The organism is Thalassobacillus cyri (assembly GCF_900107755.1).
Taxonomy (GTDB): domain Bacteria; phylum Bacillota; class Bacilli; order Bacillales; family Halobacillaceae; genus Thalassobacillus; species Thalassobacillus cyri.
Map to the genome: position 1 here is coordinate 91,201 of NZ_FNQR01000004.1, position 13,865 is coordinate 105,065.

At 42.0% G+C, this 13,865-nt stretch carries 13 protein-coding genes; all 13 read left to right on the forward strand.

Annotated features, from left to right (window positions below; translation table 11 throughout):
- The first annotated feature begins 134 nt into the window (after positions 1 to 134).
- The 13 genes from BLV00_RS06275 to larC all read left to right on the forward strand — a co-directional run bounded on the left by BLV00_RS06275 (position 135) and on the right by larC (position 13,659).
- Positions 135 to 1,337 carry an iron-containing alcohol dehydrogenase gene (locus BLV00_RS06275; protein WP_093043558.1) on the forward strand — a complete coding sequence of 401 codons (1,203 nt, stop codon included), beginning with the start codon at positions 135 to 137 and terminating at the stop codon, positions 1,335 to 1,337.
- A 21-nt stretch (positions 1,338 to 1,358) separates the two neighbouring features.
- A complete protein-coding gene (locus BLV00_RS06280) occupies positions 1,359 to 2,819 on the forward strand; it encodes a CoA-acylating methylmalonate-semialdehyde dehydrogenase (RefSeq protein ID WP_093043560.1) in 1,461 nt (486 codons plus the stop codon).
- A 139-nt stretch (positions 2,820 to 2,958) separates the two neighbouring features.
- Entirely contained in the window at positions 2,959 to 3,129 is a 171-nt protein-coding gene (locus BLV00_RS06285) for a carbon storage regulator (protein ID WP_093043562.1), read from the forward strand.
- A 78-nt stretch (positions 3,130 to 3,207) separates the two neighbouring features.
- Positions 3,208 to 4,473: a flagellin N-terminal helical domain-containing protein gene (locus BLV00_RS06290; RefSeq protein WP_093043564.1), complete on the forward strand. Its 1,266-nt coding sequence runs from the start codon at positions 3,208 to 3,210 to the stop codon at positions 4,471 to 4,473.
- 407 nt (positions 4,474 to 4,880) lie between these two features.
- On the forward strand, positions 4,881 to 5,588 hold the full coding sequence (locus BLV00_RS06295; protein ID WP_176791358.1) for a Crp/Fnr family transcriptional regulator: 708 nt from the start codon (positions 4,881 to 4,883) through the stop codon (positions 5,586 to 5,588).
- A gap of 110 nt (positions 5,589 to 5,698) precedes the next feature.
- Positions 5,699 to 6,673, forward strand: a complete 975-nt coding sequence (locus BLV00_RS06300) for a tripartite tricarboxylate transporter substrate binding protein (RefSeq protein ID WP_093043568.1) — start codon at positions 5,699 to 5,701, stop codon at positions 6,671 to 6,673.
- Positions 6,674 to 6,753: 80 nt separating this feature from the next.
- Positions 6,754 to 7,971 carry a CaiB/BaiF CoA transferase family protein gene (locus tag BLV00_RS06305; protein WP_093043570.1) on the forward strand — a complete coding sequence of 406 codons (1,218 nt, stop codon included), beginning with the start codon at positions 6,754 to 6,756 and terminating at the stop codon, positions 7,969 to 7,971.
- A complete protein-coding gene (locus BLV00_RS06310) occupies positions 7,949 to 8,749 on the forward strand; it encodes an enoyl-CoA hydratase/isomerase family protein (RefSeq protein WP_093043572.1) in 801 nt (266 codons plus the stop codon). The genes BLV00_RS06305 and BLV00_RS06310 overlap by 23 nt, the downstream gene beginning before the upstream one ends.
- A 147-nt stretch (positions 8,750 to 8,896) precedes the next feature.
- Entirely contained in the window at positions 8,897 to 10,159 is a 1,263-nt protein-coding gene (larA, locus tag BLV00_RS06315; protein WP_093043574.1) for a nickel-dependent lactate racemase, read from the forward strand.
- 89 nt (positions 10,160 to 10,248) lie between these two features.
- Positions 10,249 to 11,064, forward strand: a complete 816-nt coding sequence (gene larE / locus BLV00_RS06320) for an ATP-dependent sacrificial sulfur transferase LarE (protein WP_093043577.1) — start codon at positions 10,249 to 10,251, stop codon at positions 11,062 to 11,064.
- A gap of 2 nt (positions 11,065 to 11,066) precedes the next feature.
- Positions 11,067 to 11,702 (forward strand): hypothetical protein, encoded by a 636-nt coding sequence (locus BLV00_RS06325; RefSeq protein WP_093043579.1) that lies wholly within the window; start codon positions 11,067 to 11,069, stop codon positions 11,700 to 11,702.
- Between the two features lie 24 nt (positions 11,703 to 11,726).
- A complete protein-coding gene (gene larB / locus BLV00_RS06330; RefSeq protein ID WP_093043581.1) occupies positions 11,727 to 12,422 on the forward strand; it encodes a nickel pincer cofactor biosynthesis protein LarB in 696 nt (231 codons plus the stop codon).
- Positions 12,403 to 13,659, forward strand: coding sequence for a nickel pincer cofactor biosynthesis protein LarC (larC, locus tag BLV00_RS06335; RefSeq protein WP_093043583.1), 1,257 nt, complete (start codon positions 12,403 to 12,405; stop codon positions 13,657 to 13,659). Before larB ends, larC begins: the two co-directional genes overlap by 20 nt.
- Positions 13,660 to 13,865: the final 206 nt, after the last annotated feature.

Below are 13,865 nucleotides of genomic sequence, written 5' to 3' on the forward strand. Positions count from 1 at the left end.
TAGATAGATAGTTATAAGCATAATGTAGGGGAATGCCTACATTTAAATTTCTGAATTGTTAGTCTAATAGTTTTCTTCACTTGGCACGCTTTTTGCATATATGAAAGTGAAGTCTAAATAAGGGTGTGAGTGAAATGGAAAGCTATGCAGTCTTTCGCATGCCAGGCACCATCAATTATGGCCGCCAGGCATTTGAAACGGTCGGGAAAGAAGCTGCTGAAAGAGGCAGTAAAGCTCTTATTATCAGCGACAAAGTAATGGAGAGTCTCGGTTATGTCAGTGAGTGTCGTGATTACTTAACAAAAGCAAATATTGAAAGTGCTGTTTATTCAGGGATCGAATCAGAGCCAACTGATGTCTATGTCGCGGAAGGACTCAAAGTTTTCAAAAAGGAAGAGTGTGATGTCGTGATCTCCCTTGGCGGTGGGAGCTGTATAGATACCGCAAAGGCGATTTCCATCTTAGGCACCAACGACGGTTATATCGGCGACTATATGGGAGGAAACAAGCTGGCTGATCAAAAACCTATTCCCCATATTGCCATTCCGACAACTGCTGGTACAGGTGCTGAGGCAACTGATGTGACGGTCATTACAAACACGAGCACCGACGTCAAAATGATGATCAAACAGCCTGCATTTATGCCGCACGTGGCGATTGTCGACCCATTATTGACTATCTCCTCACCGCAGCACGTAACAGCGGCAACAGGAATTGATGCGCTAAGCCACGCCGTAGAGGCGTATATTTCGAAACGATCCCACCCGATGACCGATACCATGGCTCTATCTGCGATGAAACTGATTGTACAAAATATCCGGACTGCTTTTCATGATGGAAAAAATGTCGATGCCAGAGAGTCAATGGCATTAGGAGCTATGCAAGCAGGAATCGCTTTTACGAATTCCTCTGTTTGTTTAGTACATGGCATGTCGCGGCCGATCGGTGCGTTGTTTCATGTGCCTCATGGTTATTCGAATGCCATGCTGTTACCAGCCGTACTGGAGTACAGTAAGGAATATGCGATTGATCGGTTAGCCGATTTAGGCAGAATTTTTTCTCCGGAAGCGGAAGGGTATGCTGATGAGCAAGCTGCCGAACTAGCTGTCCATGCGGTAAAAGAATTATGTCTTGAATTGAATATCCCTAATTTGTGCGGATGGGGAATTGACAAGGAACAACTTGAAAGCGTTATCAGTAAAATGGCGGCTGATGCGTTAGCAAGCGGCAGTCCGGCAAATAATCCACGGGTACCGGAACAGTTAGAAATAGAAGAGCTTTATAACATCTGTTTTGATTATGATTATTCAACGGAAAGAACGTTCGATAAAAATTAAATTTTCAGGAGGAAGATAACTATGACGCAAACAACTGTAAAAACACTGCAAAATTATATCGGCGGCGAATGGGTAGACGCCAAATCGGATCAGACAGAACCGGTATACAACCCGGCAACCGGTGAAGTGATCGCCAATGTGCCTATTTCGTCAGTAAAAGACGTGGAAGATGCGGTAGCAACTGCAAACGAAGCTTTTCAAGAGTGGAAGGAAGTTCCCGTGCCAAAGCGCGCCCGTATTTTATTTAAATATCAGCAGCTGCTGGTGGATCATTGGGACGAGCTGGCTGAAATCGTAACGGTTGAGAATGGAAAGAGCTTTAAAGAAGCGTACGGGGAAGTACAGCGTGGCATTGAAAATGTAGAGTTTGCCTGTGGAGCACCATCTTTGATGATGGGGGAACAGCTGCCTTCGATTGCGGAAGGGCTTGAATCAGGTGTTTACCGCTATCCGATTGGAGTCGTTGGTGGAATCACGCCATTCAACTTCCCGATGATGGTACCTGCGTGGATGTTCCCGATGGCGATTGCTACAGGTAATACGTTTGTATTAAAACCATCCGAGCGTACCCCATTACTTGCCAACCGTCTGGCAGAACTGTTGGAGGAAGCCGGACTGCCAAAAGGCGTATTCAATATCGTGCATGGTGCCCACGATGTCGTGAACGGATTGCTGGATCATAAAGACGTAGCGGCCATTTCATTTGTCGGCTCCCAGCCTGTTGCTGAATATGTGTACAAGCGCGGAACGGAAAACTTGAAACGTGTCCAGGCGCTTGCAGGTGCAAAAAACCATTCGATTGTTCTGAAAGATGCGAACATTGACAATGCAACTACCCAGATTTTAAATGCAGCTTTTGGTTCAGCCGGTGAACGCTGTATGGCAGCATCTGTCGTAGCGGTAGAAGACTCCGTTGCTGATGAATTCATCGATATGCTTACCGACAAAGCGAACGAAATTACTATCGGAAACGGGCTGGATGAAGGGGTGTTCCTGGGGCCTGTCATCCGGGAAAACCATAAAGAACGTACCCTTAACTATATTGAAACAGGCGAGAAAGAAGGAGCCAAGCTGGTTCGCGATGGCCGCAACGATGAAGGTGCCAAAAGAGAAGGCTATTTCGTCGGACCGACAATTTTTGACGGTGTTACGACAGAAATGAAAATCTGGCAGGATGAAATCTTTGCCCCAGTATTGTCCATTGCCCGGGTGAAAGGTTTAAGTGAAGCGGTGAAGCTGACAAACCAATCACGTTTTGCCAATGGCGCCTGTATTTTCACAAGAGACGGTGGAAGTGTAAGGAAGTTTAGGGAAACGATTGATGCTGGTATGTTGGGTGTCAACATTGGTGTACCTGCTCCAATGGCATTTTTCCCATTCTCCGGATGGAAAGATTCTTTTTATGGTGATTTGCATGCAAACGGAAAAGATGGATTGGAATTCTATACACGGAAAAAAGTGCTGACGCAGCGCTGGGTTTAAATGAATGATGATCCCTCACAACTTGTGGGGGATTTTCTTATGTTAGCGTCAGATTCTTTAAAAATGTTTATAAGACTATTAAACAATCTAGTAGGTTAGTCCGATATAAATGTTGTAATCATCAGGGAGGATGATAGCCATGGCGCTAACGTTAGGAAGAAAACCAGGCGAAAAGCTATATATCGTCGACGAAGACGGTAAAGAAATCGAAATTGAAGTAGTCAAGACAGACGCAAAACTCGATAATTATCTGCGCCTTCGGGTCAACGCACCCAAGGAGTACAAAATTATCCGGGGAGAACTAAGGTAGTGACTCTTTAAAGAGTTATTATAGAGCGAGGCAAATGGACGTGTCTCGTAATTTTAAATCACATGGAGGTAATAAGAAATGAGAATTAATCACAACATTGCAGCTCTTAACACGCACCGTCAATTGAACAGTGCAAACAATGCTCAACAAGGGTCTATGGAAAAGTTGTCTTCTGGTCTTCGTATTAATCGTGCTGGGGATGACGCAGCTGGTCTAGCAATCTCTGAAAAAATGCGTGGACAGATTCGTGGATTGGACATGGCAGCTAAGAATGCTCAAGATGGCATCTCTTTGATTCAGACAGCGGAAGGCGCTTTAAATGAATCCCATTCAATTCTTCAACGTATGCGTGAACTAGCTACTCAATCAGCAAACGATACAAACACAGCTACTGATCGTGCAGAACTTCAAAAAGAAGTAGACCAATTATCACAGGAACTAACCCGTATTGGTGATAACACAGAATTTAATACTCAAAATCTACTTGATGGCAGTTTTGAAGGAACATTCCATATTGGTGCTAATGAAGGTCAAAATCTTTCTTTAGAAGTTAATGATATGCGGGGATTTAGCTTAGGGATGGCTGGAAGTGCTACAACAGAGGTTACTTCTAGTGTTACAGCAGGTGCGGATGGAGTTACAGAACTTACAGAAGGAACATATTCAGTTAGGCAAAATGATTCAGGTGATCATGAGTTAGTAAATTCAGACGGTAAAATTGTTGCTACCAGTGTTGATGATGGAGCTACATTTAATAGTGGTGATGACTCGATTGATTTTGGTACAGCTGGAAAAGCGTTAGTAACAAGTGGAACTTTGACAATAGATGATACAGGTAGTGTGACGGCTGAAGGAAGTTTGGCAAATGACGGCCTAGAAGCTGGATCCTATTCATTTGATAGTGCTAACAATGCCTTGATTGATGGAAATGGAGATGTAGTTGCGACTACAGCGGATGCAGGGGCAACTTTCCAGAAGGATGGTGCAACTGTACTTACATTTAACAGTGCTTTGACTGGCGGAGAGACTGTTGAAGTGGGCGGGATTGACGTTTCATCTCAAATAGCTGCTGATAGTGCAATTACACAAATCAATGATGCAATTGAGAATGTATCAGCAGAACGTTCAAAACTTGGTGCCTATCAAAACCGTTTAGATCACACAATCAACAACCTTGGAACATCTTCTGAAAACCTGACAGCTGCGGAATCTCGTATTAGGGACGTGGATATGGCTAAAGAAATGATGAACCAAACCAAACAATCGATCCTTGCTCAAGCTTCTCAAGCAATGCTTGCAAAAGCAAATCAAAACCCGCAAGGAGTACTACAACTTCTACGTTAATATTAATAAAGCTAAAAGGACCTCAATTAGGGGGTCCTTTTTCTATGTAAATAAGTCTATGGACTGTAGATTTTCTACGAGACAGTGCCTGCCCTTCGGTACGTTAGTGTGTTGAAGATACAGTCTTTTTATATATGATAGTACTATCAGCACGACGGCGAAAAAAAATGATAACTAAACCAAGAATTCTATTCTTGGGAAAAGCTGCTCAGGTAACGTTTACTCAAGCTAACAAACAACCATGAGAAGGATTACAACTTTAGTTAATTATTTTTTATTTTTCGAGGTCCTGGAATCACCAGAATCTCTTTTTAATTTGGTCTTCTTCCATCATAAAGTTTATTTGAATATTAAAAATATTACTAATAAATGCTAAAATGATGATTATCAATATAATCTGCAGCAGAATGTTAGCTACTTTAGAGGAGATGAGGAAAGTGGAAGATATCGTATTGCCTAATTTCTGGATCAAGAACCCGCCGTATTATTGGGGAGAATTAAAAGAAGCCCCTTCCTATGAATATAAAAAGAATCAAATCATATTTCTCGAAGGTACAGAGATGGACACGATTTACCTTGTGAAAAAGGGGAAAGCGAAACTTTTTTTAACGGGTCCGGATGGCAGCGAAAAAATTGTTGGGTATGTAGGTGAAAATAGCATACTTGGAACATCCTCCTTATTCGAAGAGTCAAAGAAATATATATTAAGTGCGGCGGCTGTCACTAATTCGACTCTCATCAAGTATGAAAGGCAGGAATTCATTGATCAGGTAATGTCTAACCCTGACTTAATGATGCAGGTCTTCCATATTATGAGCATTAGAATCCGAAGTTTAACCGGGCAATCCTTGGATCTATCTTTTAAACATTCGTACATAAGATTATGCAAAGCTTTATTAGAACTCGGTGTTAAATATGGCAAACAAGCAGAAGATGATACTACTTTTGTAGATTTTAAGGTTACACATAATGATTTAGCCGAATTAATAGGTACAACAAGAGTGACAATTGCCAACCACATTAAGACACTGCGAGAGAAACACTTGGTTGAAACAAAGGGAAGAAACTTCATTATTCGCATGAATGAATTGAAAGAGGATATAAATAAATATTAAATTCAGAAAATATAAAATATTTTACATTTTTTAAAATTAATTTCCCCTATAATGAAACCAATCTAAAGAAGTCGTTCTTGGCAATGACTTAAAAAATCAGGGGGGATTTAATGTTCAAAAAATACCTTTACGTTATGGTGTTAGGTGTGATTTTAGTATTGACTGCCTGCAGTAATACTACTGCACAGGAAGAGGAGGCTTATCCGAAAAAGTCGATTGACTTGATTGTTTCATATGCTGCCGGTGGAGGGACAGATACAGGTGCAAGAATTTTACAACCTTATTTGGAAGAAGAGCTGGGAGTGTCGGTCAACATCATTAATAAGCCAGGGGGCGCTGGCTGGGTTGGCTGGGCTGACTTGGCAAATGCTGAACCGGACGGATATACGATCGGATACCTCAATTCCCCGAACATTATAACCGGCTACCTGGATCCGAAGTTTAATCGCAGTCAGAACCTGGAAAGCTTCCAGCCTATTGCTAACCACGTGTTGGACCCGGGAGTAATTGCCATCAAACCGAATGATGACCGTTTCAGCAATATAAAAGAATTAGTAGAATATGCACAGAATAATAAGATAACTGCTACTACTTCCGGGGTTGGCAGTAATGATCACATGGCAATTTTAAAGCTTAATAAGTTTTATGATACAAATATCACCCCTGTCCATACAAAAGGGGCTGCAGAGGGATCTGCTCAGGTTTTAGGAGATCATGTTGATGTATTTGTGGCAAAAGTCGGGGAGGCTGCAAATCTTCATAAAAGCGGAGAGTTAAAAGCTGTAGCTGTTATGACCGAAGAAAGATCACCTTTCATTGAAGAAGTCCCTACGATGGAGGAGTCAGGATATCCTGAAGTCACTTCGAGATCAGCAAGAGGAATAGGAGCGCCGGCGGGTTTATCGGAAGAGAAGCTTGAGATTTTGAGTGAAGCCTTTAAGAAAGCGATTGAGAATGAGAAGCAGGTAAAGGAGATGGAGGCCCAGGGTTTACAAGTCAAGCATTTGGGACCTGAGGAATATAAGACCATGCTTAAGGAAGATGAAAGCTCCGTAAAAGATTTAAGTGGTTTATTAGGATATTAAATGTAAACAAATACCTAGGCAGACCTGTCTAGGTATTTGTTTAGCATGGGAATTGCAAATAATAAGCAGGGAGGAAATCAATGTTGAACGAAGGTGTATTTAAAGGGGTCAAAGTACTGGAATTTACACACTGGCTATCAGCCCCCTATTGCGGAAATATATTATCAGACCTTGGTGCAGAAATAATTAAAGTAGAATCTCCGGCTGGAGATCAAGTAAGGAAGTCCGGCTCTTATTTCAAAGACGGTGAAAGCTTCCTTTACGTAGCGTATAATCATGGCAAAAAAGGCCTTTCGATCAATTTGAAGGAAGAGGAAGGTTATGAAGCCATATTAAAGTTGGTCATAGATGCAGATGTCATTATAGAAAATTTTCGTCCTGGTACAATGGATAAGCTGGGATTAGGGTATGAGAAATTAAAATCGATTAATTCTAGACTGATCTACCTCAGCATTTCAGCATTTGGGTATGATCCTAAATATGCCAAGCGACCTGGCATGGACCCTATCATTCAAGGGATGGGGGCAGTGATGAGTATGACGGCAGCGGATGAAAATTCCCCTCCTATCCTTCCTGGTGTGCCGATAGCAGATAACACGACAGCTTTTATTGGCTTTGGAGCAATTTCTGCAGCATTATACGAGCGGGAAAAAAGTAATTTGGGACAGAAAATAAATATTAATCTGATTGATATGATGGTTTTGAATCTGTCTACCCGATTTGGCCAGTATATCGCCACCGGCGAAAACCCAAAACCGATGGGAAACCAGCATTCTCAGGTAGTCCCTTACCAGGCTTTCCCGACGAAAGATGGCTGGATCATGGCCGGGGCGCAAGCCGACCATGCATGGGAACCCTTTTGCCGTGCGATTGAGAGAGAAGATTTACTGATTGAAAAATATGATACCAATCACAAACGCGTCAACCATCGTTCTGAGTTAGCAGCTATTTTAGATGAAGTGTTCCAGAAGAAAACCACAGAAGAATGGTGTGAGAGATTCGAAGAAAGAAATGTTCTCCATGGGCCGGTTTGGGGAATCGATGAACTCGTGAACAGTGATTTGATCAAAGGCCATGAAGTGATCGCAAATAGTAAACATTCGAAATTGGGAGATGTACCGGTCATTAAGACACCTATCCATTTCTCAAGATCGGAAGTGAAAGTGCAATCTTCTTCCAATCTATTAGGTGAACATACTCGGGAAATTTTAGAGGGTATTGGTTACAGCAATAACGAAATTGATAAATTAGTAGAAAATGGAGTGGTTTCTTCCTATGAGCGAACTGTTACTGGATAAAAGAGGTTCGATTGCCTATATCATTCTGAACCGACCTGATAAGTTAAATGCCTTCAGTAAAGAAATGATCGATTTATGGATTGCGGCATTGACGGAGATCAAAGATGACCCTGAGATAAGAGTCGGTGTGCTGACAGGGGCGGGGCGTGCCTTCTGTGCTGGCGGCGATGTAAAGTCTATGATTGCCGGGGAAGGTTTCATAGGAAAAACGAATGAAGAGGACGATGATTTTATCAGCACCCCGCTTCATGTAAAAAACAGCCTTTGGAAGAACATCCAGCGAATCCCGCTTTTAATGGATGAAATTGATAAGCCTATGATTGCAATGATCAACGGACACGCCATGGGAGCGGGACTGGATATGGCGCTTATGTGTGATATAAGGATCTGTTCGGAAAAGGCAAAACTTGGAGAAGCATATATCCATGCAGGTATCGTTCCTGGAGATGGGGGCGGTTATTACCTCCCAAGAATCATTGGGATGGATAAAGCATTGGAAATGTTATGGAGTGGAGAAGTAAAGACTGCCAAGGAAGCCAAAGAGATGAACCTAGTGACCCATGTTGTCCCGCATGAGGAACTGGAAGACTTCACTCTAGATTACGTCGAGAAGTTGATTAATGGGCCGCAAGAAGTTATCCAGATGATGAAAAGGGTCGTTAAAGAAGGGATGAGCATGTCCCTTCGTCAATCCCTGGATTATGTTTCCTCACAGATGGCCCTCAGTGTGTTTCATGAGGATCACCAAAAGGCAATAGAAAAAATGAAAAGAAAATAATAGTTTTAATTCCGCAGCCTTATACTTCCTGATTATAAGGCTGTTTTGCTTATTACAAGTAACTAAATGACTTTCATTTAGGAATCCTTTCATGACGAAGAGCAGGAAACAGTATACAATGATAAAAAAGATATCGGAGGTTTTCAGGTGCAGACAACATTACTGTATGGCAAAGAAGGACTGACGGTAGAATTACCGGAACACTCGTTTTTAGTAGAACCAAAAAACCTAGCAGGAGTTAAAGATGAAGACAAAGCGATTCGCAAGGCCCTGGCAAATCCGATTGACACTCCGCCTTTAAGAAATATGGTGAAATCCAGTGATACGGTGGCCATTGTCATCAGTGATATCACCAGGCCAACCCCTAATCACCTGTTAGTTCCGCGGTTGATTGAAGAACTGAACCATGTTCCCTTAGAGAATTTCGTTATCATCAATGGGACAGGGACACACCGTGATCAAACAATAGAAGAATTTGTCCAAATGCTTGGTGAGTGGGTGGTAGAAAATATCCGTATCGTAAATAATCATTGCCATGATAAAGAGACCCTCGTAAAGCTTGGGAGAAGTAAATTCGGATGCGATGTATATTTAAATAAAGATTATGTGGAAGCGGATTTTCGAATTGTAACGGGCTTTATTGAACCTCATTTTTTTGCCGGATTCTCTGGTGGTCCGAAGGGAATCATGCCTGGTATTGCCGGCATCGAAACGATCATGACTTTTCATAATGCCAGAATGATAGGGAATCCACGTTCGACATGGGGGAATATGGATGACAACCCCGTGCAGGAAATGACACGGGAAGTCAACCAGATGTGTAAACCGCATTTTATGTTGAACGTGACATTGAACAGGGAAAAAGAAATTTCGGCTGTATTCGCTGGTGAGCTTTACGAAGCGCATGATAGAGGCTGCAGGTTTGCTAAAGAGCATGCAATGGTCCAGTGCGAACAACGGTTTGATGTGGTGATTGCTTCAAATTCAGGTTATCCTCTCGATCAAAACCTTTATCAGGCTGTCAAAGGGATGAGTGCCGCTCAAAAAATCGTAAAAAAAGGAGGTGCCATCATCATAGCTGCTGAGTGTGCGGATGGACTTCCTGACCATGGAAACTACTCGAAAATATTTGAAATGGCAAAAACTCCTCAGTCATTACTGGACATGATCAATGATCCCGATTTTAAAATGTTTGACCAGTGGCAGGTGCAAAAGCAGGCAGTAACACAAGTGTGGGCGGATGTGTATGTTTACTCAAAGCTTCCAAATGAACAGGTGAAACAGGCCATGCTGACACCAACACAGGATATAGATGCAACATTAAAAGACTTAAAAAATACTTATGGAGAAAATATGAGTGTTGCCGTCTTGCCATTAGGACCTTTAACTATTCCTTATGTTGATGAATAATGGAAAAACGATGGCAGAAATTGTCGGAATAGTGTTAATATAGAGTAAATAATCATTAGAATTTAAAAAGGAAATAGAGGAGGGTTTCATTGTTAAATCATAAGTTAGAAAAGTTGGAAGAGATTCTTAAAGACATGCAAACGGTTGTGATTGCATTTTCTGGTGGAGTCGATAGTACCTTTTTGTTGAAAGTAGCTCTTGATACACTCGGAAGAGAAAATGTACTGGCAGTGACAGCGGATAGTGAAACCTATCCACTTGAAGAACTCCAGGAAGCAAAACAACTTGCAGCACAGCTTGACGCCAGGCATGAAGTAATCGAAACTTCTGAACTGAATATACCGGGGTATTCAGAGAATACGGCTAACCGCTGCTATTTCTGCAAGAAAAGCCTTTTTGAACATCTTATACCGATTATGAAAGAGCAAGGTTATAAAAATATTGCATTTGGATTAATTGCGGATGACCTTGGAGAGCATAGGCCAGGCACCAAAGCAGCAAGGGAATACAATGTCCGGGGGCCTTTGCAGGAAGCTGATCTGTACAAAAATGAGATCCGGGAATTATCTCAGCAGATGGGGTTACGAACTTGGGATAAACCTTCCTTTGCTTGTCTCTCTTCCAGGATTACATACGGAGAAGAGATAACGATCGAGAAACTGAGGAGAATAGATAAATCCGAACAAGTAGTCAGGTCTACAGGGATTCGACAGGTACGCGTTCGTACACATGGAGAAATCGCCAGAATTGAAGTTGAACCACAGGATATGCCTGTTTTGCTTCAGCACCATAGTGAGATTACCGCTAAATTGCAAGAATTCGGCTATACGTACGTTACGATGGATTTATCCGGCTATAAAAGTGGCAGCATGAACAAAACCCTACAACAGGCAGTGAAGCAATAGCTATGGAAAGTCTATTCGCGATACTTGGGTTCGGCTTTCTGCTTGGTATCAAACATGCTTTGGAGCCGGATCATGTTGTAGCTGTTTCGACTATCGTCGGAAAAAATAAATCTCCATGGCACTCGGGATTCTTAGGTGTATTTTGGGGGATTGGCCATACCCTGACTTTAATATTCATCTTTTTAGTTTTGCATTTCACCCAAACCAGTATTTCAGGAACCTGGGAAAAGACGTTTGAATTAGGTGTTGGGATCATGCTGGTTTATTTAGGGGTTTCTACGTTTTTTCCAGCAAAAAATCATACTCCTAAGAAAAGTGGAAACACGGCAGGAAATTTGTTTTTTAAATCTATGTTTATCGGACAGATCCATGGACTTGCAGGGAGTGCGGCGATGACTCTCCTGGTTGTTTCCATGGTCGATTCACTCCAGGGTGCGCTTCTCTATATCGGCACATTCGGAACTGGAACAATTTTAGGAATGCTCTTATTCACATTTGTCCTTAGTATTCCGTTTCTTTTCGCTGTAAATAAGAACCGGATCAACTTTTTTCTTACAAAAGCGACTGCTATTTTAAGTATTGGTTATGGACTCTATTATATTTATATGGTGGGTTTCATAGATGGATTATTTACATAAATAAAAAGACAGAAGGTGAACCAGATGAAGAAATTCGAAGATTTAGGTTTCTGTAAAGTAGACACTGATCGCGAACAGCGGACAGGCTACCCTGAAGTAATTTATGGAGAAGGAAAGTCAGCAGACCATATTTCTCAAATAATGAGCCGGTTGATCGACCACCATGAAAAAGTGATGGTCACCCGTTTATCTAAAGAGAAAGCGTTATCATTGCAAGAAACGTTTCCACAAGTGAAATATGATGAAACGTCACGAATTTTGTTATATGGCGAACCTGCCCGAAGGTATCCAGGGGAAATATTAGTGTTGTGTGCAGGTACTTCGGATCTATTTGTTGCAGAAGAAGCTGCACTTACAGCCGAATGGATGGGCTGTAAAGTGAAAAGGGTTTATGATGTCGGGGTTGCTGGTATCGACCGTTTACTTGCTCATCGAGAAGAAATCACCAAGGCAAGTGTGTTGATTGTAGTCGCCGGAATGGAAGGGGCTCTTCCGAGTGTTGTAGGGGGGATGGTCAAAAGGCCGGTAATTGCTGTCCCGACTTCCGTCGGTTATGGGGCGCATTTGGAAGGGCTGACTCCGCTTCTTTCGATGCTTACATCCTGCGCTTCTGGAATGAGTGTCGTAAATATTGATAACGGCTTTGGAGCTGCGTATCAGGCTGCGTTAATTTTACAGCTTGCCTCAGAGGGGGGAGAAAATGAAAAACCTTTACCTTGAATGCCAGTCCGGCATTTCTGGAGATATGACCTTGTCCGCGCTAATCGACTTAGGCGCAGATATGGATTACATTGCATCTCAATTAAAAAAACTGCCCATTGATCCATTTACCATGGACGTAAAACAGGCAGATAAACAGGGGATTTCTTCTAAACAGTTAGTACTTCAATTTGATGAAGTTGCTCTTGCTCATGAGCATGTGCATACGGAAGCTTCTTCTGTTCATAGCCATTCTCATGATCATCATTCCACCCATCATCATGACCATCCTCACCGCCATGCTTCAACGATCTTACGGATGATTGAAGAAAGTGACTTGCCTGAGCGAGTGAAACAAAGAAGCCTTTCTGTCTTTGAAGTGATCGCCAGGGCGGAAGGGAAAATACATGGAATGGATCCTTCTGAAGTGCATTTCCATGAAGTAGGTGCCATGGACTCCATTATCGATGTCATCGGTGTAAGTCTCGCCTTAGAAAATTTAGAAGTCGATAAAATAATCGCTTCACCAGTTCCGACAGGTTATGGAAAACTAATGATGGCACATGGGCTGTATCCAATTCCTGCTCCTGCTACGGCAGAAATACTTAAAGGGGTGCCTTTAGCTGACTTCCAGGTGGAAGGTGAACTGACGACTCCTACCGGGGCCGGCTTTATAAAAGCTTTAGTAAGTGATTTTGGTCCCCTGCCTGCGATGCGTATAGAAAAAATCGGATACGGAGCAGGGAAGAAGGATTTTAACCATCCCAATGTATTAAGAGCGGTACTTTTTGAAGCAGAAGATCGTGCTAACGTGGAGTCAATTACCGTACTCGAATGTCACATCGATGATATGGCGGGAGAGGCAATGGGGTATTTAATGGAAAAAGCGCTGGCTAAGGGGGCTTTGGATTTATACTATACGCCGATAACCATGAAAAAAAGCCGGCCTGGTATATTGATTACATTGTTATGCAAGCCAGAAGACGCTTTAAGATTTGAAGATTTATTATTAAAGGAAACCAGTACCTTTGGAGTACGTAAGTCAAAATGGGAGAGGAACATATTGGATCGGCGTTTTCAAGAGGTGGATACCCCTTATGGCACAGTAAGTGTGAAAATCGGATACAAACACGGAGACATTTATAAAATCACTCCAGAATATGAAGATATTAAAGAGATTTCCATCAAGCATCATGTTCCTTTTAATAAGGTGTATAAATTAGTGGAACAGATAGCAGCAGAACAAATAATGAACTAGTCGAAATAAGAATAATAATTATAATCACAAACAGGAAGCTGAAATTTATACAGCTTCCTATTTGCATTTCTGGTTTAATCTCGATAAGACCTAACTTAAAGGAGTCAGAAAAATCTTGCAATTCACTTACCTAACTGCTATGATTCTTTTTAGAAACCGTTTTCCTAAATCGTTTTCCAAGCTTTCTCCCTTCTTCTTAATCCATG

What these genes read in the sequence shown, in the direction of transcription:
- BLV00_RS06280 (WP_093043560.1), top strand. Translation starts at nt 1,359, where the DNA reads ATGACGCAAACAACTGTAAAAACACTGCAAAATTATATCGGCGGCGAA.
- BLV00_RS06290 (WP_093043564.1), top strand. Translation starts at nt 3,208, where the DNA reads ATGAGAATTAATCACAACATTGCAGCTCTTAACACGCACCGTCAATTG.
- BLV00_RS06275 (WP_093043558.1), top strand. Translation starts at nt 135, where the DNA reads ATGGAAAGCTATGCAGTCTTTCGCATGCCAGGCACCATCAATTATGGC.
- larC (WP_093043583.1), top strand. Translation starts at nt 12,403, where the DNA reads ATGAAAAACCTTTACCTTGAATGCCAGTCCGGCATTTCTGGAGATATG.
- larB (WP_093043581.1), top strand. Translation starts at nt 11,727, where the DNA reads ATGAAGAAATTCGAAGATTTAGGTTTCTGTAAAGTAGACACTGATCGC.
- BLV00_RS06310 (WP_093043572.1), top strand. Translation starts at nt 7,949, where the DNA reads ATGAGCGAACTGTTACTGGATAAAAGAGGTTCGATTGCCTATATCATT.
- BLV00_RS06305 (WP_093043570.1), top strand. Translation starts at nt 6,754, where the DNA reads ATGTTGAACGAAGGTGTATTTAAAGGGGTCAAAGTACTGGAATTTACA.
- BLV00_RS06295 (WP_176791358.1), top strand. Translation starts at nt 4,881, where the DNA reads ATGTTAGCTACTTTAGAGGAGATGAGGAAAGTGGAAGATATCGTATTG.
- BLV00_RS06285 (WP_093043562.1), top strand. Translation starts at nt 2,959, where the DNA reads ATGGCGCTAACGTTAGGAAGAAAACCAGGCGAAAAGCTATATATCGTC.
- BLV00_RS06300 (WP_093043568.1), top strand. Translation starts at nt 5,699, where the DNA reads ATGTTCAAAAAATACCTTTACGTTATGGTGTTAGGTGTGATTTTAGTA.
- BLV00_RS06325 (WP_093043579.1), top strand. Translation starts at nt 11,067, where the DNA reads ATGGAAAGTCTATTCGCGATACTTGGGTTCGGCTTTCTGCTTGGTATC.